The organism is Roseivivax halodurans JCM 10272 (assembly GCF_000521785.1).
GTDB classification, from domain to species: Bacteria; Pseudomonadota; Alphaproteobacteria; order Rhodobacterales; family Rhodobacteraceae; genus Roseivivax; species Roseivivax halodurans.
Map to the genome: position 1 here is coordinate 74,833 of NZ_JALZ01000006.1, position 24,292 is coordinate 99,124.

22 protein-coding genes and 1 pseudogene are annotated in these 24,292 nt (G+C 68.0%); 3 read left to right on the forward strand and 20 right to left on the reverse strand.

What is annotated here, in order from left to right; genetic code table 11:
* Positions 1 to 39: 39 nt before the first annotated feature.
* The 16 genes from OCH239_RS07610 to OCH239_RS07685 all read right to left on the reverse strand — a co-directional run bounded on the left by OCH239_RS07610 (position 40) and on the right by OCH239_RS07685 (position 15,282).
* Entirely contained in the window at positions 40 to 819 is a 780-nt protein-coding gene (locus OCH239_RS07610) for a methyltransferase domain-containing protein (protein WP_037260620.1), read from the reverse strand.
* Positions 816 to 2,738, reverse strand: coding sequence for an ATP-dependent zinc metalloprotease FtsH (ftsH, locus tag OCH239_RS07615; RefSeq protein WP_037260623.1), 1,923 nt, complete (start codon positions 2,736 to 2,738; stop codon positions 816 to 818). The genes OCH239_RS07610 and ftsH overlap by 4 nt, the downstream gene beginning before the upstream one ends.
* A 79-nt stretch (positions 2,739 to 2,817) precedes the next feature.
* Positions 2,818 to 4,158 (reverse strand): tRNA lysidine(34) synthetase TilS, encoded by a 1,341-nt coding sequence (gene tilS / locus OCH239_RS07620; RefSeq protein WP_037260625.1) that lies wholly within the window; start codon positions 4,156 to 4,158, stop codon positions 2,818 to 2,820.
* Complete coding sequence (gene ybgF, locus OCH239_RS07625) at positions 4,155 to 5,045, reverse strand: tol-pal system protein YbgF (protein WP_037260626.1); 891 nt, start codon at positions 5,043 to 5,045, stop codon at positions 4,155 to 4,157. The genes tilS and ybgF overlap by 4 nt, the downstream gene beginning before the upstream one ends.
* Before the next feature lie 11 nt (positions 5,046 to 5,056).
* On the reverse strand, positions 5,057 to 5,596 hold the full coding sequence (gene pal, locus OCH239_RS07630) for a peptidoglycan-associated lipoprotein Pal (protein WP_037260629.1): 540 nt from the start codon (positions 5,594 to 5,596) through the stop codon (positions 5,057 to 5,059).
* Positions 5,597 to 5,729: 133 nt separating this feature from the next.
* Positions 5,730 to 7,052, reverse strand: a complete 1,323-nt coding sequence (gene tolB, locus OCH239_RS07635) for a Tol-Pal system beta propeller repeat protein TolB (protein ID WP_051489356.1) — start codon at positions 7,050 to 7,052, stop codon at positions 5,730 to 5,732.
* 142 nt (positions 7,053 to 7,194) lie between these two features.
* The gene (locus OCH239_RS07640) at positions 7,195 to 8,319 is read right to left on the reverse strand and encodes a hypothetical protein (protein ID WP_037260632.1); all 1,125 of its coding nucleotides are present in this window, start codon (positions 8,317 to 8,319) and stop codon (positions 7,195 to 7,197) included.
* Between the two features lie 10 nt (positions 8,320 to 8,329).
* Positions 8,330 to 8,833 (reverse strand): protein TolR, encoded by a 504-nt coding sequence (tolR, locus tag OCH239_RS07645; RefSeq protein WP_037260635.1) that lies wholly within the window; start codon positions 8,831 to 8,833, stop codon positions 8,330 to 8,332.
* 1 nt (position 8,834) lies between these two features.
* Positions 8,835 to 9,530 carry a protein TolQ gene (gene tolQ, locus OCH239_RS07650; protein WP_037260639.1) on the reverse strand — a complete coding sequence of 232 codons (696 nt, stop codon included), beginning with the start codon at positions 9,528 to 9,530 and terminating at the stop codon, positions 8,835 to 8,837.
* Positions 9,531 to 9,649: 119 nt separating this feature from the next.
* Positions 9,650 to 10,036, reverse strand: a complete 387-nt coding sequence (ybgC, locus tag OCH239_RS07655) for a tol-pal system-associated acyl-CoA thioesterase (RefSeq protein WP_037260892.1) — start codon at positions 10,034 to 10,036, stop codon at positions 9,650 to 9,652.
* 24 nt (positions 10,037 to 10,060) lie between these two features.
* Entirely contained in the window at positions 10,061 to 10,705 is a 645-nt protein-coding gene (locus OCH239_RS07660) for a hypothetical protein (RefSeq protein WP_037260641.1), read from the reverse strand.
* Between the two features lie 125 nt (positions 10,706 to 10,830).
* Positions 10,831 to 11,901 carry a HesA/MoeB/ThiF family protein gene (locus OCH239_RS07665; RefSeq protein ID WP_037260643.1) on the reverse strand — a complete coding sequence of 357 codons (1,071 nt, stop codon included), beginning with the start codon at positions 11,899 to 11,901 and terminating at the stop codon, positions 10,831 to 10,833.
* Positions 11,901 to 12,362: a dUTP diphosphatase gene (gene dut, locus OCH239_RS07670; protein WP_037260644.1), complete on the reverse strand. Its 462-nt coding sequence runs from the start codon at positions 12,360 to 12,362 to the stop codon at positions 11,901 to 11,903. Before dut ends, OCH239_RS07665 begins: the two co-directional genes overlap by 1 nt.
* A complete protein-coding gene (coaBC, locus tag OCH239_RS07675) occupies positions 12,359 to 13,552 on the reverse strand; it encodes a bifunctional phosphopantothenoylcysteine decarboxylase/phosphopantothenate--cysteine ligase CoaBC (protein WP_037260646.1) in 1,194 nt (397 codons plus the stop codon). The genes dut and coaBC overlap by 4 nt, the downstream gene beginning before the upstream one ends.
* A gap of 63 nt (positions 13,553 to 13,615) precedes the next feature.
* Positions 13,616 to 14,368, reverse strand: a complete 753-nt coding sequence (locus OCH239_RS07680; RefSeq protein WP_244430323.1) for a ChaN family lipoprotein — start codon at positions 14,366 to 14,368, stop codon at positions 13,616 to 13,618.
* 35 nt (positions 14,369 to 14,403) lie between these two features.
* Entirely contained in the window at positions 14,404 to 15,282 is an 879-nt protein-coding gene (locus OCH239_RS07685) for an RNA polymerase factor sigma-32 (RefSeq protein WP_037260648.1), read from the reverse strand.
* Positions 15,283 to 15,584: 302 nt separating this feature from the next.
* Here OCH239_RS07685 and OCH239_RS07690 point away from each other — a divergent pair.
* Positions 15,585 to 17,100 (forward strand): annotated as a pseudogene (locus OCH239_RS07690) (YifB family Mg chelatase-like AAA ATPase).
* On the opposite strand, the gene OCH239_RS07695 reads toward OCH239_RS07690, so the two are convergent.
* The 4 genes from OCH239_RS07695 to rsmI form a co-directional block, all read right to left on the reverse strand.
* Positions 17,067 to 17,966 (reverse strand): alpha/beta hydrolase, encoded by a 900-nt coding sequence (locus OCH239_RS07695; protein WP_037260650.1) that lies wholly within the window; start codon positions 17,964 to 17,966, stop codon positions 17,067 to 17,069. The pseudogene OCH239_RS07690 and the gene OCH239_RS07695 overlap by 34 nt on opposite strands.
* Entirely contained in the window at positions 17,963 to 18,901 is a 939-nt protein-coding gene (gene gshB / locus OCH239_RS07700) for a glutathione synthase (protein WP_037260652.1), read from the reverse strand. The genes OCH239_RS07695 and gshB overlap by 4 nt, the downstream gene beginning before the upstream one ends.
* A 63-nt stretch (positions 18,902 to 18,964) precedes the next feature.
* Complete coding sequence (locus OCH239_RS07705; protein ID WP_037260654.1) at positions 18,965 to 19,348, reverse strand: YraN family protein; 384 nt, start codon at positions 19,346 to 19,348, stop codon at positions 18,965 to 18,967.
* Positions 19,338 to 20,198 (reverse strand): 16S rRNA (cytidine(1402)-2'-O)-methyltransferase, encoded by an 861-nt coding sequence (rsmI, locus tag OCH239_RS07710; protein ID WP_037260656.1) that lies wholly within the window; start codon positions 20,196 to 20,198, stop codon positions 19,338 to 19,340. The genes OCH239_RS07705 and rsmI overlap by 11 nt, the downstream gene beginning before the upstream one ends.
* A 100-nt stretch (positions 20,199 to 20,298) precedes the next feature.
* On the opposite strand from rsmI, the gene OCH239_RS07715 reads away from it, so the two are divergent.
* A complete protein-coding gene (locus OCH239_RS07715; protein ID WP_037260658.1) occupies positions 20,299 to 21,474 on the forward strand; it encodes a penicillin-binding protein activator in 1,176 nt (391 codons plus the stop codon).
* The gene (locus OCH239_RS07720) at positions 21,434 to 24,271 is read left to right on the forward strand and encodes a [protein-PII] uridylyltransferase (RefSeq protein WP_084782264.1); all 2,838 of its coding nucleotides are present in this window, start codon (positions 21,434 to 21,436) and stop codon (positions 24,269 to 24,271) included. Before OCH239_RS07715 ends, OCH239_RS07720 begins: the two co-directional genes overlap by 41 nt.
* Positions 24,272 to 24,292: the final 21 nt, after the last annotated feature.

The following is a 24,292-nucleotide window of genomic DNA, read 5'->3' on the forward strand; positions in this document are numbered from 1 at the left end:
CCCCGAGTCCAGACGCTCGGGCGTCATGGCTGCGTGAGACTAGTGTAGATGCACCGTGAAAAAGAGACGGCGGAAGGGGAAAAGGACGGTTCCCTGTGCATCCTTCGGATAGGCCTTGCCGATCGAGGCTTCGTAGGCGGCGATCAACTGGGCCCGCTCACGCTCGTCCAAGGGATGCATGATCGGCCGCGCATAGGTGCCTTCCGTGAACCGGCGCACCGGATGACCCTCGCCGTCGGGCGCAAGCTCCTGGTAATACTCGGTCTCCCACACCGTGACGCGGCCGAATTCGGCGAGCATGCGGAAATATTCGGCCGGAAGCAGGATGCGCGGACGCCGTTTCGGATCGACCTTTCCGGGGAACATCTCGTCGGCGATCTGCACCCAGAGGCGGTGCGACGGCGCGTTGTTCTGGTTCGGAAGCTGCACGGCGAGCACGCCCCCCGGTGCGAGCGACCGGGCGAGATCGGGGATCAGCTCCGGATGATTGCCGACCCAGTGGAGCGAGGCGTTGGCGAAGATGAGCGCGGGGGGAGCCTTGGGGCGCCACTCCGCGAGATCCTGTTCGATCACCTCGGCATAGACGCCAGTGCGGCGGGCATGCTCCAGCATCGCCGGGCTCGAATCTACGCCGATCAGAGGGCGCCGGAGCTGCCCGAGCGCAGGCCCCACGGCGCCGTCGCCGCATCCGAGATCGACGATATCGCCGTCGGGCAGAGGTCCGACCGTACGCAGCAGGTCGAGGGCGGGTCTCAGTCGAAGACCCCGGAACCTGTAATAGGTCCCGGGGTCCCAGTCCGGTTCTTGCAGATCGGTCATGCGGACGGTTCAGGCTCCAATCCGCCATCGCCCGCGGGCTTGGACTTCGGCTTGGTCTTGGGGATCGCGGTGACGCTCGGCTTGTCGTCCTCGATCACAGGCGTGCCCGCGCCGTCGTCGCCGGCACTCGGCGGATCGCCGTTCATCACGCGCTTGATCTCCTCGCCGGTGAGCGTCTCGTATTCGAGAAGCCCCTGGGCCAGACGCTCCCATTCGGTCTTGCGGTCGCTGAGGATGTTGTAGGCGCGCTCGTAAGCTTCGGTGATGAAGCGCTGCACCTCCGCCTCGATCAGCTCCTTGGTATGCGCCGAGACCGACAGGCCCGCGGTGTTGCCCTGGTAGCCCTCGTGCGCCTCGGAATAGTCAATGTTGCCGATCTTGTCCGACATGCCCCAGCGCAGGACCATGGCGCGTGCGAGGGCGGACGCCTGCTGGATGTCGCCGGCCGGGCCGTTCGACACCATGTCGTCGCCGTACTTGATGATCTCGGCCGCCTTGCCGGCCATCGTCATCGCGAGTTTCTCCTCGCATTCCGACTTGTGCCAGTTGAGGCGGTCGATCTCGGGAAGCGAGACCACCATGCCGAGCGCGCCGCCCCGCGGGATAATCGTCGCCTTGTAGACCGGATCGCATTGCGGAAGTGACAGGCCGACGACGGCATGCCCTGCTTCGTGGTACGCGGTCTTCTCCTTCTGCTCGGGGGTGAGGACCATGGAGCGGCGCTCCGAGCCCATCATCACCTTGTCCTTGGCGTTCTCGAAATCGACCATCGTGACGAAACGCCGGCCCACACGCGCCGCCATCAGCGCCGCCTCGTTCACGAGGTTGGCGAGATCAGCGCCCGAGAAGCCGGGTGTGCCGCGCGCGATGATGCGCAGGTCGACATCCGGACCGAGCGGGGTCTTGCGGGCATGCACGCCGAGGATCTTCTCGCGACCCTTGATGTCGGGGTTCGGCACGGTGATCTGGCGGTCGAAGCGGCCGGGGCGAAGCAGCGCCGGATCGAGCACGTCGCGGCGGTTGGTCGCGGCCACGATGATGACGCCCTCGTTGGCCTCGAAGCCGTCCATCTCGACGAGAAGCTGGTTCAGCGTCTGCTCGCGCTCGTCGTTGCCGCCGCCATATCCCGAGCCACGGTTGCGACCGACGGCGTCGATTTCGTCGATGAAGACAATGCACGGCGCGTTCTTCTTGGCCTGCTCGAACATGTCCCGAACGCGGGACGCGCCGACGCCGACGAACATCTCGACGAAGTCGGAGCCCGAGATGGTGAAGAACGGCACGCCCGCCTCGCCCGCGATGGCACGTGCGAGCAGCGTCTTACCGGTGCCCGGAGGGCCCACGAGCAGCGCGCCCTTCGGGATCTTGCCGCCGAGGCGGCTGAATTTCTGAGGGTTGCGCAGGAATTCGACGATCTCCTCGAGCTCTTCCTTGGCCTCGTCGATGCCGGCGACGTCGTCAAAGGTGACGCGGCCGTGCTTCTCGGTCAGCATCTTGGCCTTGGACTTGCCGAAGCCCATGGCGCCGCCGCGGCCGCCGCCCTGCATCCGGTTCATGAAGTAGATCCAGACGCCGATCAGGAGGAGGAACGGCAGCAGCGAGATCAGGAAGGACTGGAAGCCCGACTGCTCCTGCTGCTCGGCGCGGACGGTCACGCCGTTGTCGACAAGCAGGTCGGTGACCTGCGCATCCTCGGGCTTGACCGTGATGTAATCCTGGCCGTCGGAGGACCGGAAGCGGACGCGCTCTCCATCGATCGTGGCGGACTGGACGGCGTTGTCCTCGACGCGCTCGACGAACTCGGTGTAGCTGACCTCGCGGCTTTGCAGCGTCGAGCCGCCGCCGGAGAAGAGGTTGAATAGCGCCAGGACGAGCAGAAACAGCACGACCCAGAAGGCGATATTGCGAGCGTTGCCCACGAGGAGCCTCCTTGAATGAGGTTTGGGGCCGCCCGTGGCAGCCTCGTATCACGCCAACATAAGGATCAGGGCGGGGCGTTCAATCCGAAAGCAGGAAATCCGCAAAGCGGTTGGCTCCCCTTCGCGGCAAAATTTCGACATCGTGACCGGGTCCGACCCCCAGATGCACCGAGGCCACCAGCCTGTCCCCGTCCCAGAGCGCAGGCAGCGCCCTCGCCCGGCGGTGCGGCGGGACATCTGCGGGCTTTTCCGGGACTTGCTGCCAGCCCTCCTCTCCGAGGGCGCGCACCTCCAAGCCCTCCGCAGCGCTGCCGGAGAGGCGCCACCGCCCGTCCCAGAGCGCGCCCGCCGCCGCGCTGAGGCCCTTCACCGCGGCAGGCTCGCGCGCGACCCACAGGGCGGATCTGTCGCAACCCGCCTCGCAACCCGCAAGGGTGCCGCCGCCGCCGGAGAGCAGCCGGTCGAGCAGAGCCTCGAGCGGCGCGGCGCGTGGTTTGTAGTCGCCGCCCGCGACCCAGCGAAGCGCCCCGACGAGGAGACGCGCTTGGGTTTCGCGGTCGAGCGCGGCGAAGGAGTCGCGGTCGAAATGCAGCTCACCGGTCGGTACGCCCTGCGATGTGGGAGCGCTCGAAATGCGCTCCGCCGCCTCGGATGCGCGGCGTTTCAGCGCCTCCCGGGCGCGCCCGAGGCGATTGGCGGCGTCGGCCAGCGCCGCGACATCAATCCCGGCCTCCGCGACTGCCGGCAGCGCCGCCCGGATGCGCGCGCGCTCGTAGTCGGGATCGGCGTTCGTCGGATCGTCCACCCAGGGCACCTTGAGCGTCCGGTTGTAGTGGCGAAGCTCCTCGCGCCCCATCCCGAGGCAGGGCCGGATCAGGGTAAAGGCCGAGCCCGGCGCGGGGACTTCGGGCGGCCAGCCCGCCTGACGCGGCTCTGCCGTGCCCCCGGCCTCTGGCACGATCCGGCGAGCGCTCTTCATCGCCGCCAGCCCGTCCACCCCGGCTCCGCGGGCGAGGCGCATCAGAAAGGTCTCGGCCAGGTCGTCGCGCGTATGCGCCATGGCGACATGGACGAGCCGTCCGCGCCAGCCGTCGATCAGCCTCAGACGGGCGCGCCGGGCCGCATCCATCACGTTCCCCTGCCCGGACCAGTGCCAGCGCAGGATCGCATGGGAATGACCAAGAAGAGCGCATTCCCGCGCCACCATCTCGGCCTCGGACGCGCTGTCCGCACGCAATCCGTGGTCGATGGTCACCACCCAGAGACGGATGCCGAAGACGCGCGCCCAGCCATGTGCGAGCGCCAGCATCGCCATGCTGTCGCCTCCGCCCGATACGGCGAGTCCGATCTCGCTCGGGAAATCCGGGCCGAGGAGACGGCCCATCTCGGACGCAAACCGCGTCTCGAGAGTTTCGGTCACTGGCAGGAGAGGCCGGACCTCGCCTCCTGTGCCCGGGCGACGGCATCGCTGCCGGGATACCGGTTCGGCACTTCCGCAAGCGTCACGCAGGCCTCTCGGGTGGAGCCGAGCTCGCCGAGCGCCGCACCGAGCCGCCAGAGCGCCTCGGGCGCCACGGGCGTGTCGGGATAGCCCGAATAGACGTCGAGATAGGCGCGCGCCGCCTCGCGTGTGTTGTCGAGCCCTTCGAGCGCTTGTCCCCGTCCGAGCAGCGCCGCGGCATCGAGCGGCCCGCCGGGGTATGTCGTGCGGAACGCCTCGAACTGGTCTGCCGCGGATTGGTAGTCGCCCGCCTCGAGCGCCGCGCGGGCGCGGCGGTAATCCTGCTCCTCGGCGGCGGCGAGCTGCAGGTCGGGATCGGAGAGCGGCAGCGGAGCCCCACTATCCGCGCCTCCGGTATTGCCCGCATCAGTCTGCGGTGCGGGTGTCGGCGTCGCGGCACCGCCACCGCCCGCCGCGCTTCCGGCCGGTGCGGCACCGCCCAGCGGATCCTCGGTATCGAGCGAACCGATATCGCAGCCCTCTTCGAGCTCGCAAAGCCGGAACTTGAGGTCGCCGATCCGATTGGAGCCGTCCTGAACGACCCGTTCGATGCGGTTTTCGATCTCCTCCGTCCGACCGGTGAGATCCTGAAGCGCCTGCTCGATCTGGTTCACCCGATCGAGCGTGGAGCCGGCGACGTTCACCGAAGAGGTCCCCGTCGTCGAGAGCTCGCGCTTCAGTCTCTGCAACTCGTAGGAAAGCGCCGAGACGTCCTGGCGGATGTCGGCAAGCGTCTGGCCGTCCTGCGCCGCCACGGGCGATGCGAGCAGGACGGTGGACAGAAGGAACGCGGCGATACGGCTCATGCGGCCCTCGATCAGCTGATGGCGCCGGCGGTGCCGAAGGAGATGACGGTCACCGCCCGGCGGTTCTTGGAATAGCAGGCCTCGGTGGAACAGACCTCGATCGGGCGCTCCTTGCCGTAGCTCACGGTGCGCAGGCGGTTCGCGGCGACGCCGTTGGCGATGAGGTACTCCATCACGGCGCTCGCCCGGCGTGCGCCGAGCGCGATGTTGTACTCGCGGGTGCCCTGCTCGTCCGCATGCCCCTCGATTACGGCGAGGTAGTCGGCATTGCGCTGGAGCCACTGCGCCTGCCCGTCGAGCGTCGCCTGCGCTTCGGGTGAGAGCGTCGACTGGTCGACCGCAAAGAGAACGCGGTCGCCGATGGTCTGGTTGAAATAGGCCGGCGATTGCGGATCGTTCGCGCTGCCCGGGACGATGCCGCCCGCGCCCGCTCCGGCCATCCCGCCGGCGCCCGCACCACCTGCCCCGGCGCCGCCGAAGCGGTCGGGATTGGTGCACGCGGCCGCCAGAAGCGCCGTCGAGAGAAGAAGGGCCTTGGTCAGATGGGTCATTGTCACTGTCCTGCTCGGGTTTTGCCGGACCGTATCACAGCCGGATTCGCTTGGGAATGTCGCCCGCGCCGTATGGCAGGACGCACGGGAACGTGACGGAGCCTGTCCGGGCCGGAAAGGCTCCGTCGATCCGTCACTGCAGCGGCCCCCAGCTCGGGTCGGAGGCACCGTCGGGCGTCGGCACGCGCTTGAGGTTCCGCCCCGAAATGTCGACCGAATAGAGCGACGAGGTGCCCTGCGCGCCCTGCGTCTCGCGGGCGAACATCAGCACACGCCCGTTCGGGGCCCAGGTCGGGCTCTCGTCGAGGAAGGACGCCGTCAGAAGCCGCTCTTCCGAGCCGTCGATGCGCATCACGCCGATGTGGAAACGCCCCGCATTCTGCTTGGTGAAGGCGATGAGGTCCCCGCGCGGCGACCAGACCGGCGTGCCGTAGCGCCCCGGACCGAAGCTGATCCGCTGCGGCTCGCCGCCGTTCGCGGGCATCACGTAAAGCTGCTGGGTGCCCGAGCGGTCGCTCTCGAAGACGATGCGGCTGCCGTCGGGCGAGAAGGACGGCGCGGTCTCGATGGCGGGGCCCGAGGTGATCGCCGAGGTCGACCCCGACGAGATGTCCATGCGGTAGATGTCGGTATTCGAGCCCGTCGTCGCCGAGTAGAGCAGGCTCTGCCCGTTCGGGGTGAAGCGCGGCGAAAAGCTCATCTGCCCCGACTGCGCGGGCAGCACGCGGCTCTGCACGTCGCCCACGTTCAGCATGTGGATGCGCGGGCTGCCGGTCTGGTAGCTGGTGTAGATCACCCGGTTGCCGTCCGGCGAAAAGCGCGGCGCGAGGACGATCGCCCCGCTGTCGGTGAGGTACTGCACGTTGGCGCCGTCGTAATCCATGACCGCGATCCGCTTGGCGCGCTCGTCCTTGGGGCCGCTTTCGGACACGAAGACGACGCGGCTGTCGAAATAGCCTGCCTCGCCGGTGATGCGGGAATAGACCTGGTCGGCGACCTTGTGGGCGAGCCTGCGCCAGCCGCTGTCGGTTGCGGCGAACTGCATGCCCTCGCCCATCTCGGTGCCCGCGAACACGTCGTAGAGGCGGAACTTGGCGACGACGCGCCCGCCCTCGACGCTGATGGCACCGGTGACCAGCGCCTGGGCGTTGATCGCCTTCCAGTCGGCATATTGCACCGGGCTCGAGAAGCTCGACACCGACGAGATGAAGGCCTCCTGCGGGATCCGGCGGAAGAGGCCGGTCCCGGTGAGATCTTCGGCGATGACCTGAGTGACCTGCCGCGCCATCTCCTCCGCTCCCGCCGTTTCGGCGATGAATTGCGGAAGCGCGACGGGCACGGGCTCGATCACGCCCTCGGTGATGTCGATGCGCAGCGGGCCGTCCTGCGCGGAGGCCGGCCAGGCGGTCAGCGCGAGGAGGAAGGCGGCAGCGATGCCGGAGAGGATCTGTCTCATATGTCACCCTTTCTGGCCGGGCCTGTCACCCAAGGCCCGGTTGGCGGAACGGTAGGGATGCGCGCCCCGGATTGGAACCGGCTGCGCGCCGAAGCGCGGCCCCCTCCTGCCCTGCGCGGGGTGCGGTATGCGATAGCAACTTTCACCGCAGGCGCATCCCGGAGGGGTCGAAGGTGATCTCGATCCGGTCCCACTGCCCGTATTTCTCGGGCGGCAGGTCGTAGCCGTTCCCCTGGCAGCGCAGGATCGCGCGGCGCGCGGCCTGGAACGCGGTCTCGACCGCCTGCGCGTTGCCGCCCGAGGCGCTCAGCTGTTCGATCGAGTTCGAGACCACCTGACCGTTCTGCTGCATGTCCATGCCCACGGTAATGGTCACGTTCGCCGCCTGACTGCCGACATCGACGACCCAGCAGCGCTGCACCGCGACGCGGAACGCATCCCTCTCGCCCGAGCTCATCGGCGGACCGGTCGGCACGTCGGGTTCGGGATCGGTCGTGCCGCCCCCGCCGAGCGCCTCGGCGAGCGCGGCGTCGACGCCCGACACACCGGTATCGGTCTCGGGCTCTGGCTCCTGCGGCTCCGGTTCCGGCTCGGGCGTGGGCTCCGGTTCGGAAGCTTCGGCGGTCCGCGGTTCGGGTTCCGGCTCCGGAGTGGGCCGGTTCGGCCGGGTCCGGGGACGGGCCGAGCTGTCGGGCGCGCGGGCGGGCTCCTCGGCCTCGGTCACGATCTCGGAGGTCGCGGCTTCGGGCGCGGTCGCCTCCTGCGGTGGCTCGGGAGAGACTTCCTCCGCGGGCTCGGGCTCGACGCTGTCCTGCACGTCCTCGGCCACCTCCGCGTCGGGTTCGGGCTGCGGAACGGGATCGGGCGCAACCCGCGGCGCCGGTGGCGGCGTGGGTGTGTCGGATACCTCCGGCGTGTCGGGCTGCGGCTGCGGTTCGGGCGCCGGTGGCTCGGGCGCAGGCGGCGTGTCCGGCGCCTCGGCCTCGGGTTCGGGCGGGCTCTCCGGCTCCGGCTCGGGCTGCGGTTCTGGCTCCGGTTCTGGCGGCGGTGCGGTCTCCCCTGCCTCCGGCTCGGGTGGTGCGTCCACGTCCTGATCCGCTTCGGGAGGCTGGCTGCGCTCGGTCAGCGCGGCGAATTCCTCTTCCGAGATTACCGAGACCTCGCGCACCTCCGCCGGATCCGGCTCGGAGCGGAACACGCCCCCGAACAGGACCCAGAGGATCAGGGCGGCATGCGCCCCGCCCGAGATGTAATGGCCCGTGTGCATGGGCCGCCCCTCAGTTGCCTTCGCTCTCGGGCGCGCCGAGCCGCGGGCCGTCGTCGAGCGCTGGTCCCCCGATATCGGTCACGAGCCCGATCGAGGCGAAACCGCCCGCGTTGAGCGCGCCCATGACCTCGGCCACGTCCCTGTAGGAGACCGCACCGTCGGCGCGCAGATAGACTCGGTCGTCAGATCGTTCGGCCGCGATGGCCCGCAGACGCCCCACAAGCTCTTCCCGCGCCACTTCGGTGGTCATGATCGTCACGGTGCCGTCGGCCTCGACCGTCACGGTCAGCGGCTCCTCGTTGTCGGAGGGAAGCGCGGTCGCGGCGGTCTTCGGAAGCTCCACCGGCACGCCGACGGTCAACAGCGGCGCCGCGACCATGAAGATGATCAGGAGAACCAGCATCACGTCCACGAAGGGCGTGACGTTGATCTCGGCCATGGGCTGCGCGCGGCCGCGGCTGTTGCGCCTTCGCCGTCCGCCGCTCCCGCCCTTCTTGATGACACTCGCCGCCATGTCAGCCGTCCAGCTGGCGCGAGAGAATGGTCGAGAACTCGTCGGAGAAAGCCTCGTAGCCGCCGACCAGCCTGTCCGCGTCGGTAGAGAGTTTGTTGTAGAAGATGACCGCGGGAATCGCCGCGAGCAGGCCGAGGCCAGTGGCCAGCAGCGCCTCGGCGATGCCCGGCGCCACCACGGCGAGGTTGGTGTTCTGCTGCTCGGCGATCTCGATGAAGGCGTTCATGATGCCGAAGACGGTGCCGAAGAGGCCGACGAAGGGCGACACGGACCCGACGGTCGCGAGCACGCCGAGCCCGCTTTGCAGATCCTCGGCTTCCTTCTGCACGGCGACGTCCATCGACCTGTCGATCCGCGCCTGCGCCCCGGCGATAAGCGCGCCGTCGTCCCGGTGCGAGCGGCGCCATTCCGACATTCCCGCGGCAAAGACCCGCTCCGAGCGCCCGCGCGGCTCCGGGCCGATCTGGTCGAAGAGTTCGTCGAGCGGATCGCCGGACCAGAAGGCGCGGTCGAACCGGGCCGCCTCGCGGCGCGCGGCGCGGAAGGTGATGATCTTCTGGATGATGATCGCCCACGACCAGAAGGACGCGAGGATCAGCGCCAGCATGACCAGCTTGACGGTCAGCGTGGCGCGGGCAAACAGCGCCCACATCGAGAAATCGACCTGCGACGCCGCCTGGAGTGCTTCGGTTTCCATGTGCCTGCTCTTTGTCTCGTGATCGGCCTCTGCCGGGCCGCCTTAAGCACGGCTCTACACGAAATGCGACGGCGCGGCCAACACGATGTCGTAAGCGAACGCGGAAAAGCCCCGGCGACTCAATGGACTTTTTGGCGGATCTCCGCCGGAAGACGTACCGGCTGGCCGGACAAAGTGGCGCAAACCGCGGTGACCTCTGCCCGGAAGAGAGGTTTCCCGGTTCGCGTCACCTCTTGCGACATCACGAGCCGCGCGCCGGAGACGCTCACCGTTTCGGTCTTGACGATGAGCTCGTCATCGAGCTTGGCCGGCCCGAGGAAATCCGCCTCGACCCGCCGCACCACGAAGACGATCCCCTGCTCGCGCATGGCGTTCTGGTCGATGCCGAGGTCGCGCACCCACGCCGAGCGCGCCCGTTCGATGTATTTGAGGTAATTGGCATGGTAGACGATGCCGCCCATGTCGGTGTCCTCGTAATAGACCTGAACGCGGAATTCGTGGGGCATCATCGTCGGGTCTCCTTGGAGGGCTCAGGCCAGTCTGCCGGCGGTCAGCCGGGCATGAAGGCGGAGGGCATGGGAGGTGTCGCGCGCCACCGCGGGCATGACCGGATCGTAGGCGGCACGCAAGATGGCGGCGACCTCCGGCTTCAGAACCGTGCGCCCGTCCTCCAGCCGCGCAAGCGGCGAACGTTCGGTGAATGCCAGATCGGACCAGAGCAGCATGGTCTGCACCACCTGCGACAGAGCCAGCGTGTCCGCGGAGACCTTGGAGAGCTCCTCGTCCACGCGCAGGAAGACGAAACAGGCGCGGATCGCACCCTGATCGTCGAAACGGAAAACCCGGTACTGGTTCGCATCCGCCGCCTCGAGGCGCTCGACCAGCGGCCCGAGTCCCTCGATCAGCCGGTCGAGGTTGGGCACGCCCAGAAGCTCCTGCCAGTCGCGGAAGAAGAACATCATGACGTTCGAGCCGAGCTCGGGATCGGTCTCGGCGATCTCGTGACCCGCCAGCTCGGCCACCGCCTCGAACGCGCCCTTGACGGTGGCGAGGGTCGCGTCCTCGACCCCGAACACCACCGGTGCGATCGGACGACCCCATCGCGCGCAAAGATAGGTTCCGTCCGACCGGGTGAAATAGAGGGCGATATCGTCGGGGGCGGGCGCGTCGGTCATGTGGGGCCTCCAGCAGATCGCGCCTCACCTGCCATAGCGCAGGTGCAAGTCCAACCTGCAATTCCCCGCCAGAGCAGGATATCACCCTTCGGACGCACGATGATGCCGCATCGAACGTGTCCCGGTCAGGCCGGTGGAACGCCGCAGACCGGGCAATCGTCCCGTCGCTTGAGGGCGATCTTCCGCGTCTCGCCCCAGAGCGCGTCGTAGATCAGCATCTCGCCCCGGAGCGGCGCCCCGGCGCCCGTCACGAGCTTCACGGCTTCGACCGCCATCATGGCCCCGACGACCCCGGGCAGCGGGCCGAGCACCCCCGCCTCCGCGCAGGAGGGAGCGAGGCCCGGCGCCGGACGTGCGGGAAAGACGCATTGATAACAGGGGCCTCCCGCTGCCGGGTCGAACACCGAAAGCTGGCCCTCCCACTGGCTGAGTGCACCTGATACCAGCGGCTTGCCGGCTGCGGCCGCGACGCGGTTCACGAGGTAGCGGGTATCGAAATTGTCCGTCCCGTCGAGAACGAGGTCGTAATCGGCCACAAGATCCGCGGCGATGCCGTCTTCGAAGCGTCGGTTGTAGGGGCGGATCGTCACATGGGGGTTCTGGGCGCGCATGGCGGCCTCGGCGGAGAAGACCTTGGGCATGCCGATATCGGCGTCGCGGTGGATCACCTGGCGCTGGAGGTTGGCGTTCTCGACCAAATCGTCGTCGATCACCCCGATCGTCCCGACCCCGGCGGCCGCGAGATATTGCAGCGCCGGCGCACCGAGCCCGCCCGCGCCGAGGACCAGAACGCGCGCCTCGCGAAGGGCCTTCTGCCCGGGCCCGCCGATCTCACGCAGGACGATGTGGCGGGCATAGCGGTCGAGCTCTGCCGTCCCGAAGGTCCCCGGCTTTTGCGGTTTCGCCTCAGCTTCCTCCGCAGCCACTTCCGCCTCGTTGTCGGCGGCGCGCGCCTTCACGCGCTTGAGGATCTGCCGGTAGGCCAGCACCAGCAGCGCGAGGCCGCCAAGGACAAGCCATTCCCCCGCGCTGCCGCCGGTCGCTTCGCGCAAAGGATGTCCGGGCGGCAGGAGCACGTTCACCACCAGGATTAGCACGTAGAGGAGGCCGAGCATGTAGAGCCGCGCCTGCACCGGCTGGCTCAGGCGTTTTCCCCCGAACCAGATCGCCGCGGCGAGGATCAGGACGAAGAGCATCAGGCCGCGCCCGTGGAGCCGAAGCCGCCCGTGCCGCGCGCGGTCTCGTCCAGTGTGTCGATCTCGGAAAAACGGACCTTCACCACCGGCGCGAAGACAATCTGCGCGATCCGGTCGCCGTGCGTGATGCGGAAGGCCTCGCTCCCGGCATTCATCACGATGACGCCGAGCGGGCCGCGGTAATCGCTGTCGATGGTGCCGGGCGAATTCGGCAGCGTGATCCCGTGCTTGAGCGCCAGTCCGGAGCGGGGCCGGATCTGGGCCTCGTAACCCTCGGGGATCACCAGCCGCAGCCCCGTCGGCACGAGGTTCCGCGCGCCGGGTTCAAGCTCCAGGTGCCCGCCATCGGGCAGGTTCGCGCGCAGGTCGGCTCCCGCGGCTCCGCGCGTCGCGTAAGTCGGAAGTCCGAGCGTCCGGTCCGCGCCCTCGTCCCAGAGGAACCCGATCTCCACCCCCCTCATGCGAGAGCCTCGGCGATGCGTGTGCCGAGCGCCATCGCGACGGCGTCCTTGGTCATGCGATCCCAGGTCTCGGCACCGGATTCGGTGATCAGCGTCACCGCGTTCTCCGAGCCGCCCATGATCCCGGTGGCGGGCGAGACATCGTTGGCGAGGATCCAGTCGCAGCCCTTGCGGGACCGTTTTTCGGTCGCGTGGCGGATCACGTCATGGGTCTCGGCCGCAAAGCCGATGACGAGCCGCGGGCGGCCGGTTTCGAGGTGGGACACTTCCCTGAGGATGTCGGGGTTCTCGGCGAATTCGAGGATCGGGGCGCCGTCTGGCCCCTTCTTGATCTTTGTCGCGGATTCCGAAGCCACGCGCCAGTCGGCGACTGCCGCCGCGAAAATCGCGGCATCGGCCGGCAGCGCGCTGAGGGTGGCGTCGCGCATCTGGCGCGCAGTCTCGACCCGGATCACCTCCACGCCGTCGGGCGGCGGGACGGCGGCCGGGCCGGTCACGAAGGTCACCTGCGCGCCCATGCCGACGAGCGCCCGGCCGATCGCGGCCCCCTGCGCTCCCGACGATCGGTTGGCGATATAGCGGACGGGATCAATGGGCTCATGTGTCGGGCCGGACGTCACGACGATGCGCTTGCCCGCAAGCGGTCCGTCGCCAAGCGCCGCGTCGATGGCGGAGAGGATCTCGAGCGGTTCGGCCATCCGCCCCGGGCCGAACTCCCCGCAGGCCATCGAGCCGTCGTTCGGCCCGACGCTCAGCACGCCGTCCTTTGCCAGGATCTCGCGGTTGCGTCGGGTTGCGGCATGTTCCCACATGCGCACGTTCATGGCGGGGGCGATCATCACGCGGGTGTCGGTCGCCATCAGCAGCGTCGATGCCAGATCGTCGGCATGGCCCTGCGCCATCTTGGCCATCAGGTCGGCCGTGGCCGGGGCGACCACGACGAGATCGGCGACGCGGCTGAGCTGGATATGCCCCATCTCCGCCTCCTTGGTGAGGTCGAAGAGATCGCGATGCACCTCCTCACCCGCCAGCGCGGCGACCGAGAGCGGCGTCACGAATTCCTCGGCCGCGCGGGTCATGACGGGGGTGACGGCCGCGCCGCGGTCGCGCAGGCGGCGGATCAGCTCGAGCGTCTTGAAGGCGGCGATGCCGCCTCCGATCACCAATAGGATGCGCTTTCCTGCCAACATCGCCGGCCCCCGTTCTTCGACGCGGCGGACCCTAGGCCGCGCGCCGGTCCGGGGCAAGGCGGCTCAGCCCTCGCGGAACTCCGCGCAGGGATCGCCGCGGTCGACATCCGGGCCGATCTCGACGAGGTCGAACTCGCCCTCGGGATCCCCGTGCGCGCGCTCGCCCTGCCCGAGGGATGCGACCGTCACATCGGGCGCGACGCGCCCGAGATAGGAGGGCGCGCCCCAGTCGAGCCGCGCGTGTCCGTTGCCCGTTATCACGGCGACCGGACCGCCGGTCTCGCGGAGCGCGCCCAGGGCGGCGCGTGCGATGACCGCGTCCCGGAGACGCTGGATCTCGACCATCACCGGCAGCATCTCGTCAGGGAGCGCGTTGCAATGCGCCTCGGCCTGAAGGGCTTCACGCGCGACCTGTTGCTCGTCGGGGAGCGTCTCCGTCAGCCCCCAATCCGCTGCGTCCGGGCCAAACGTGTCCGAGATCGGTCCGTCCATCGCCGAGCGCGCAGCCTCCCGAGGGACGGCCGCGCCGTAGATCGCCGCCTCGGGTGCCGCTGCAAAGATCGGCCAGTAGAGCGAGAAGTCGGGCCATCCGCTCTCCGCCCAGCCGAGAGCGGCTTCGAGGCTTGCCTCGTCGCCCCGTGCCCCGGGCGCGGCCGCTGCCTGATCGGGCGTCAGCATCTCGAACACGAGCGCCGTCGGAGCGATCTCGGCCACGAGTTCTGCCTGACGGGCGTGGTGAGCCGGATTGTCGTGCTGCTCTCCGAGAAAGACGATGTCCGCCCCCTCGAACGTGACGGGACCCGCGGCGGCGGCCACGGGTCCCAGGACAGCAAGTGTCAAAATGGCGCGGATCACGCGAGGAAGGCGTGAACTTCGCGAGATTGCGTCTCGAGCGAGCGGCGCATCTTCTGGAACGCCGCCGCCTCGAGCTGGCGGACACGCTCCTTCGACAGACCCAGCTCGTTGCCGAGGCTTTCGAGCGTCCGCGCCTCGTCGCGCAGCTTCCGCTCCCGCACGATGAAGCGCTCGCGGTCGTTGAGAGCGTTCATCGCCGACAGGAGCCACTCGCGCAGACGTGCGATGTCGTGGGTATTCTCGACGAGCTCGGAGGCCTGATCGGCCTCGTCCTCGAGCGCGTCGATCCATTCGCGGCCCTCGTCGTCCACCGATTGCGTCGCGTTGAGCGAATAGTCGGAGCCGGAAAGGCGCCCTTCCATCATCTCGACATCGTGCAGTGGCACGCCGATTTCGGTCGAGATGAGCTGGCGCAGCTGGTGCCGGTCGAGCGTCTCGCCCGATGCGGCGGCCTCACGCTCGAGCCTCGCCTGCACCCGGCGCATGTTGAAGAACAGCGATTTCTGCGAGGAGGTCGACCCGGTGCGTACCATCGACCAGTTGCGCATCACGTAATCCTGGATCGACGCCTTGATCCACCACACCGCGTAGGTCGAGAAGCGCACGCCGCGGTCGGGGTCGAACTTGTCGGCAGCCTTCATAAGGCCGAGGCCCGCTTCCTGGATGAGATCGTTCATGGGCGCGCCGTAGCGCTTGAACTTCGATGCCATCGAGATGGCGAGGCGCATGTAAGCGTTGATCAGGCGGTGAAGCGACTTTTCGCACCGCTCGTCACGCCATGCATAGGCAAGTCTGAGTTCCGTTTCGGCGTCCAGCAACTCGGCCTTCATGGCGCGGCGTGACAGGGTCTGATCGTTGAATGCTTCAAGTGCCATGGTCGCTCCCCGTGTCAGGTACGATAGTCAGCTCAGGTTGGCCTCTCGTACTCGTATACGTGAGCGGAACGCCGCCGGATCAGTAAAGGTTGCATAGAAAGTTGCGGAACCGCGCGATCCTGCGACACAAGACCATCGCGGTCTCGTGACTTGCGCACCTTTTCGAGCGGGTTCCTGCCGCTTCTTCCGGCGCGCTAGTGCGCATCTGTCAGGAAAAGATGACGCTGCCTTTTACAAAAGCAAGGCGTTAACCGCCCGATAACCTTGTTGCTGTCAGTCTGGCGGGCGGTTGCGGGGGAGACATGGTCGCTCAGGCTTACACAGTTGCGTTCGAGGGCGTCGAGGCGCGCCTCGTCGAAGTGCAATGCGCCATCACGCCCGGTCTCCCCGGCTTTTCTCTGGTCGGCCTGCCGGACAAGGCGGTGAGCGAGGCGCGAGACCGCGTCCGCGCGGCGCTTGCCTCGATGTCGGTCGCCCTGCCCTCGAAGAAGATCACTGTGAACCTCTCGCCAGCCGATCTGCCGAAGGAGGGCTCGCATTTCGATCTGCCGATTGCTCTCGCCCTGCTTGCGGCGCTCGACGTCGTTCCCCTCGACGCGGTTGCGGGGACGCTGGCGCTCGGAGAGCTCTCCCTCGGCGGTCAGCTCGTCCCGGTGATCGGCGCCCTGCCCGCGGCAATGACCGCCGCCGAGGAGGGCCGCCAGCTGCTATGTCCCAAAGCATGCGGAGCCGAGGCTGCGTGGGTCGATGCCTGCAGGGTCATCGGGGCCGGATCGCTGCTTGACGTGATCAAGCATTTCACCGGTCAGGCCGTGCTCGCCCCCTGTGAGGCCGGCGAAGTCGCGCCCCCTGCCTCCATACGCGATCTTCGGGACGTGAAGGGGCAGGAGAAAGCCAAGCGGGCGCTCGAGATCGCGGCGGCGGGCCGCCATCATTTGATGATGGTGGGATCGCCGGGATCGGGAAAGTCGATGCTCGCGGCGCGTATGCCGGGGCTCCTCCCGTTGCTTTCCCCTCTCGAGGCGCTCGAGACATCGATGATCCATTCGCTCGCCGGCCTTCTCGACGAGGGAGGTATCTCGCGCGAACGCCCGTTCCGCGAGCCGCACCACACGGCGAGCCAGGCGGCGATCATCGGCGGTGGACGGGGGGCCAAGCCGGGTGAGATCAGCCTCGCGCATAACGGCGTCCTCTTCATGGACGAGTTCCCGGAATTCCCGCGCCAAGTGCTCGAGACGCTGCGCCAGCCAATCGAGACCGGAGAGGTCATGGTCGCCCGCGCCAACGCGCATATCCGCTATCCTTGCCGATTCCTGCTGATCGCGGCTGCAAACCCCTGCAAATGCGGCCATCTTGCGGAACCCGGACGCGCCTGCTCCCGCGCGCCGATCTGCGGCGAGGATTACATGGCGCGGATCTCGGGACCGCTGATGGACCGGTTCGATCTCCGCGTCGAGGTGCCCCCCCGTCGCCTACACGGATCTCGACCTGCCGGCATCGGGGCCGTCCTCGGTCGAAGTGGCGGCGCGGGTGTCGGAGGCCCGATCGGTTCAGGCCGCCCGTTTTGCGAACGCGCCGGGGGCCTACACCAATGCCGATGCGCAAGGTGGCATGCTCGAGACGATCATGCCGGATGCCGCCGGGAAGGCCTTGCTGACCCGGGCCGCGGACCGGCTGGGGCTATCGGCGCGCGGGTATCACAGGGTCATACGCGTGGCGCGAACGATCGCCGATCTCGAGGGCAGCGACGGTGTGAGCGGCCCGCATGTCGCGGAGGCCTTGTCCTACCGGCTTGCCTTCGCGTCGAGCGAGGATTGAATGAAGTTCGCCGCGCTCTGAAGGCTGGCGCGCGCCTCGGGGATCCAGCCGTCGAGGATCTGCCAGACATGTGGCACATCCGGCAGGACCTCCTCGGTCACCTCTGCTCCGTAGGCGCGGAGCCGTTCCGCCATTCGGCGGGAATCGTCGCGCAGGATCTCTCCTTCGCCGTATTGCAGCAGCACCGGCGGGCAGTTCGGGAACGCGGCATAGAGCGGCGAGGCACGGGGATCGGTCCTGCGATGACGGCCTAGAAAGAGCTCGACAACGTCCTCGAGCCGCTCCCCCGGCAGCATGACGTCGGCCTCGGCATTCTCGCGGATGCTGTCGCCCGTCAGCGCAAGATCGGTCCACGGCGAAAAGGCGAAGGCCGCGCGCGGCGGCGTGCCGCGCAGACAGAGCTTCGACAGGAGCGCGAGCGCGAGCCCTCCGCCCGCGCTGTCGCCGCCGATCACGATATCCTCGGGCGCATAGCCGAGCCGCCGCAGATTGCGCCAGGCCCGCTTCGCGTCGTGATAGGCCGCCGGGAAGGGATGTTCGGGCGCGAGGCGGTAGCGCGGAGCGCAAACCTCAATGCCGCAGCGATCCGAAAGTTTGGCGAGGGGCCCGGCGTAGTTTTCCGGCGATCCCGCCACGTAGGCGCCGCCGTGGAAGTAGAGGACCGCCTTGCCCTCTGCGACCGGCCCCGCGGAAATCCAGGTCAGCCCGTCAGGCCGCGAGAACCGGCGCATGAAGGGAGGCGGCCTGAGGAAGAGGTTCATCTGGCCTGCGTCGTGAGCGAACACCCCGGGATCCTCGATGCGCGCGAGATACGGCTTGACCAGCGCGCGCATGTGGAATCCCAGAAGCTTCGATTGCCAGCTCATGATCGTCGTTTTGCCTCGATGGCCTCCCAGATGCGCTGTGTGATGTTAATGCCGTCGAACCGTTCCAGTTCCTGAATGCCGGTCGGGGAGGTGACGTTGATTTCCGTCAGCCAGTTGCCGATCACGTCGATGCCGACGAAGATCTGGCCCTTTTCCCGCAGCGTCGGGCCGATGGCAGCGCAGATCTCGTGATCGCGCTCGGTGAGCGAGACCTTCTCGGGGCGGCCGCCCACATGCATGTTGGAGCGTACCTCACCCTTCGCGGGCACGCGGTTGATCGCACCGACCGCCTCTCCGTCGACGAGGATGATGCGCTTATCGCCCTTGGTCACGTCGGGCAGGAATTTCTGCACGATGAGCGGCTCGCGCGAGAAGCCGGTGAACATCTCGTGCAGGGACGTCAGGTTCCTGTCGTCGGCGCCCAGCTTGAAGATGCCCGCGCCGCCATTGCCGTAGAGGGGCTTGAGGATCACGTCGCCGTGCCTCTCCCGGAACGCCTTCAGGGTCTCGAGATCGCGCGCGATCGTGGTCGGCGGCGTGAGATCGGGGAAGTTGAGGACGAGCAGCTTCTCGGGAGAGTTCCTGACCCAGAAGGGATCGTTCACCACAAGCGTGCCCGGCCCGAGCCTTTCGAGCAGATGGGTCGTGGTGATATAGTGCATGTCGAATGGCGGGTCCTGCCGCAGCCAGACCACGTCGAAATCGGCGAGATCCACATGAGTCATCTCGCCGAGCGTGGCGTGATTGCCGCGCTCGCGCTGTACCTTCAGTGATTGCCCGCGTGCAGTGATGCGCCCTTCCTCGTAGGCGAGGTGATCGGGCGTGTAGTAGAACAGCTCGTGACCGCGGGCCTGCGCCTCCTCCGCGATCCGGAAGGTGCTGTCGGCGTCGATGTTGACGGGCCCGATCGGGTCCATCTGAAAGGCGATCTTCATGGAATTCCTCGCGGCTCTGGTCGATCCCTAGATGGGGCAGCGCGCGCGGGGAGGCAATGCGTCTCAGCTTTCGCCGAAGGCGTTCTCGATCACCTTCACAAGCCCCTGCCCGTCGACCAGCGCGACGTCGAAACGCATCGCGGTCAGGGCGCCAAGCGGTTCACCCTCGCAGAATTCGCCCGCCGTGCGGCAGATCCGATCCATCTGACGGCGCCCGAGCCGAACCGCCGCATTCTCGAAGGACCGGCTCTTCTTCACTTCGACGAAGATGAACCCCTCGCCGTCGCGAACGATCAGGTCGATTTCGCCAGCCTCGCCGCGCCACCGCGTGTCGACGACCGCATGGCCCCGGCGCGCATAATCCTGCGCGACGGTGAATTCCGCCGAACGCCCGGCCTCGAAACTCCGCGCCCTCCGCGTCCCTCTGCAAGCGGCGTCACTCTGCATCGCGCCTCCTCTGCATCGCCTTCTGATAGACGGGACGGCGCGCCACACCGAACACGCCCGAGACGTGATCGGCCGCATCGCGCACCGACATCTCCTCAAGCGCCTCGTCCAGGGCCTGGTCTATTTCCTCTTCGCTAACGTCCGCTGAACGCCCCCGTCCCACCAGAAGAACGACTTCGCCCTTCGGAGGGGCACCCGCATACTCCGCCGCGAGGCTCTCGAGCGTGCCGGTGCGCACCTCCTCGAAACGTTTGGTCAGCTCGCGCGCCATCGTCGCCGGCCGGTCTCCCAGGACCCGCGCGGCGGCTGCAAGCGTCGCGCCGAGCCGTTTGGGCGATTCGTAGAAGATCAGCGTCGCCGGCACCTCGCGCAATTCGGCGAGCGCCTTGTCACGCGCGCCCTTGGCGTTCGGCAGGAAGCCCGCGAAGAGAAACCGGTCGCTCGGCAGCCCCGACAGCGTCAGCCCGGTCACCGCAGCGGACGCGCCGGGCGCTGCCGTAACGGCATGGCCCGCTTCGCGGGCGGCACGGACGAGGTCGAAGCCCGGATCCGAGATGAGCGGCGTTCCGGCCTCAGAGCAGTAGACGACTGACCGGCCGGCCTCGAGCTCGGCCATGATCCGGGGCCGCATCTTGGCGCCGTTGTGCTCGTGATAGGAGAGGCACGGTCGGCTCCCGAGGCCGATACCGTGGATTTCCATCAGCCGTTTCAGAGACCGCGTATCCTCGGCGACGAGCACGTCGGCCGCAGCCAAAACATCGAGCGCGCGCAGCGTGATGTCGCGCGCGTTTCCGATGGGGGTGGACACGAGAGTAAGGCCCGGCGCAACCTCGCCATGGGGGGGATTCATGATTGGACGACTCCTCGGCCTGCTCTACACTGTGCGTCAAAATCGCGCGGTGTTCGGCGGCCCGCGCACGACAATCCAAGATCGAGGGAGCCCTCCACATATGTTTGCCCAACTCGCCCCTGCCCGCAAGGCGATTGCCCGGGCGGCCGGCGCGCTCGCGCTGACCGCGCTTGCCGCCTGCGACGCCGTCCCGCTGCCCAACATCAGCTCCGGCCCCGGCATCGACACCAGCGAGCCGGTCCCGGTCGCGCTCCTGGTGCCGCAATCGGACGCGAACGCCGCCAACATCGCGCGCAGCCTCGAGAACGCCGCGCGCCTTGCCATCGCAGACCTCGACGGGGCTCAGATCGACCTTCGGGTCTACGACACCGCGGGCAACACCCAGACCGCGGCGGCAGTGGCGCAGCGGGCCGTCGACGAGGGTGCGGGCGTGATCCTCGGGCCGCTCTACGGCGAGGCGGCGAATGCCGCGGCCGTGGCGGTGGCGGACGAGGGCGTGAACGTTCTGACGTTCTCCAACAACACGCAGATCGCGGGCGGCAACCTCTTCCTGCTCGGCTCAACCTTCGAGAACACCGCCGACCGCCTCGTCTCCTACGGCGCTCGCAACGGGGTCGACGACCTCGCGGTGCTCTACACCGACAACGTCCCCGGCCAGGTCGGCCGCAACGCGATCCAGTCCGCCGCGAGCCGAAACGGCGCCCGCGTGGTCGCTGCGGAGGGCTACCAGCTGAACGCTGACAGCCTCTCGGCGGCGCTCGGGCGCGTGAAGCCGCTGGTCGACAATGACCAGGCCGAAGCGCTCTTCCTGACCGATACTTGGGAGGGAGGACTGTCGGTGGTGCTGCAGCTCGGCCCGGACCAGGGCCTCGCGCCCGGTGCGGTCCAGTACATGGGCCTTACGCGCTGGGACACCCGTCCGGACGGCTTCAGCCTCCCCGGCATCGAAGGAGCGTGGTTCGCACTGCCCTCGCAAGGTGCCTCGCAATCCTTCGAAAGCCGTTACCGGAGTGCTTACGGCGCCGCCCCGCACCCGCTCGCCGGGCTCGCCTTCGACGGCATCGCGGCCATCGGCGCGCTGGCCGAACAGGGACGATCCGATGCACTTTCCGCCCGCGCCCTCACCCAGAACTCTGGTTTCCAGGGTGCCACCGGTGTATTCCGCCTGAGATCCGACGGCACCAACGAGCGCGGCCTCGCCGTCGCCACGGTGCGCAATCAGCAGGTGGTGATCCTTGACCCAGCCCCGAGCGGCTTCCGCGGCGCCGGTTTCTAAACCGGCCACCGAAACGCAGGACATCCTGACCCCAAGACCGGCGGCCGGACGCGATCCCGACCTGATCGCGCCGGCCGCTTCGGTGTTCGACCTCGACGCCGTCCGCGCCGAGCTGGCCGCAGCGCTGGAAGACCTGTCCGGCGAGCCCGACATACGCCGCGCCACCGTGCAGATCCTCGGAGCGGCCCGCGACCGCGGCCGAGACGCAATTGCCACGGCATTCCGGGAGAAGCCCCGCGCCTCGGGCGAGGCGATCCGCAGCTACACCTGGGTGACCGACGGCCTCGTGACGCTCGCCTGGGAGGTCGCGACACAAACACTGCACCGCAGGCCGAACCCGACCCAGGGAGAGCGCATCGCGGTGCTCGCCGTCGGGGGCTACGGCCGCGGCGCGATGGCTCCGCATTCCGATGTCGATCTGCTGTTCCTCACGCCCTACAAGATCACGCCCTGGGCCGAGAGCGTCATCGAATCGATGCTCTACATCCTGTGGGACCTCAAGCTGAAGGTCGGCCACGCCTCGCGCACGGTGAAGGATTGCCTGCGGCTCGGGGCGGAGGATTTCACCATCCGCACCGCGATGCTCGAACATCGCTACCTTGTCGGCCACGAGCCGCTGGCCGACGAGCTCGAGCAACGGCTCTGGTCCGACCTCTTCCAAGGCACGGAGCGCGAGTTCGTCGAGGCAAAGCTCGCCGAACGCGATGTCCGGCACGAGAAGCAGGGCGGCCAGCGCTACCTCGTCGAGCCCAACGTGAAGGAAGGCAAGGGCGGGCTTCGCGACCTGCAATCGCTCTTCTGGATCACGAAATACGTCTACCGCACCGACGACACCGCCGAACTCGTGCGACACGGCGTCTTCCGACCCGACGAGCACGAGACCTTCGTGAAGGCCGAGGCCTTCCTCTGGGCGGTGCGCTGCCATCTGCACCTCATCGCGGGCCGTGCGATGGAGCAGCTCACCTTCGATCTGCAGGTCGAGGTCGCGGCGGCGATGGGGTTCGAGGATCGCGCGGGCCGCCGCGGCGTCGAGGTCTTCATGCAGTCCTATTTCCGCCACGCGACCGCGGTGGGCGATCTCACACGGATCCTGCTGACCTCGCTCGAGGCCGAGCAGCGCAAGGAGCCGCCTTTGCTCATGCGCGTCTTCAAGCGCACGCCGCGAACCGGCCCGGGCTGGACGGTCGCGGCCGGGCGGCTGACCTTCGCGGACGAGAAGGCGTTCCTCTCGGACAAGCTCAACATCCTGCGGATCTACCAGGAGGCTCTGCGCACGGGTCTTCTGATCCACGCGGACGCGCTCCGCCTCATCAAGGCGAATCTGCGGCTGATCGACGAGGAGATGCGCCAGTCGCCCGAAGCGAGCGCGATCTTCCTCGACATGCTGCTCGAGCACGGCAACCCCGACCGGGCACTCCGGCGGATGAACGAGGTCGGCGTGCTCGCCGCCTTCATCCCCGAATTCGAGCCCATTGTGGCGATGATGCAGTTCAACATGTATCACAGCTACACGGTGGACGAGCACACCATCCAGTGCATCTGGCACCTCTCCGAGATCGAGGAGCACAAGCTGGTCGAGGAGCTTCCCGTCGCGACCTCGATCCTCGAGGGCGAGGTGAACCGCCGCGTGCTCTACGTCGCCCTTTTGTTGCACGACATCGGCAAGGGGCGGGACGAGGACCATTCCATCGTCGGCGCCAAGATCGCGCGCAAGGTGGCGCCGCGGCTTGGGCTCGATCCCGACGAATGCGCCAAGGTCGAGTGGCTGGTGCGCCATCACCTGCTGATGTCTGACATGGCCCAGAAGCGCGACATTGCCGATCCCCGGACGGTTCGCGATTTCGCCAAGGCCGTCCAGACCCGCGAACGGCTGGACCTGCTGCTCCTGCTCACGGTCTGCGACATCCGCGGCGTCGGTCCCACCACTTGGAACAACTGGAAGGCCGCCCTGCTCCGCGCGCTCTACCGCCAGACGCGGCGCGGGCTCGAGAACGGGATGGAGGACCTCAACCGCGAGAACCGCGGCACCGAGGCGGTCAAGCTCCTGCGCGAGCGGCTTTCGGGCTGGGACGAGGCCGACCTCGAGACCGAGATCGAGCGCCATTACGACCCCTACTGGCAGGGCCTGCACGTCACCGCGCACGAAGTCTTCGCCCGCCTTCTGAACGGGATCGAGACCGACGAGATCCGCATCGACATCCACCCCGACGAGGACCGCGACGCGACGCGCGTCTGCTTTGCGCTCGTCGACCATCCCGGCATCTTCTCGCGCCTCGCCGGGGCGCTGGCGCTCGTCGGCGCCGACGTCGTCGACGCGCGGACTTACACGACCAAGGACGGCTTCGCGACCGCGGCGTTCTGGATCCAGGACGGCGACGGCAGCCCCTACGAGGCCGAGCGCCTGCCGCGCCTGCGCGACATGATCCGCAAGACCCTGCGGGGCGAGGTCGTGGCCCGCGAGGCGATGAAGTCGAAGGACAAGATCAAGAAGCGCGAACGCGCCTTCAAGGTGCCGACCTCGATCACCTTCGACAATGACGGCTCCGAAATCTACACCATCATCGAGGTCGATACCCGCGATCGTCCCGGACTTCTCTACGATCTCACCCGCACGCTCGCGGCGCAGAACATCTACATCGCGAGCGCCGTCATCGCGACCTTCGGCGAGCAGGTCGTCGACAGCTTCTATGTGAAGGACATGTTCGGGCTGAAGCTGCACTCGTCGCAGAAGCAGAAGGCGCTCGAGAAGAAGATGCGCGACGCCATCGCCGCAGGGGTGGAGCGCGCCTACAGCTGATTGGGGGGCCGGGCGGACCGG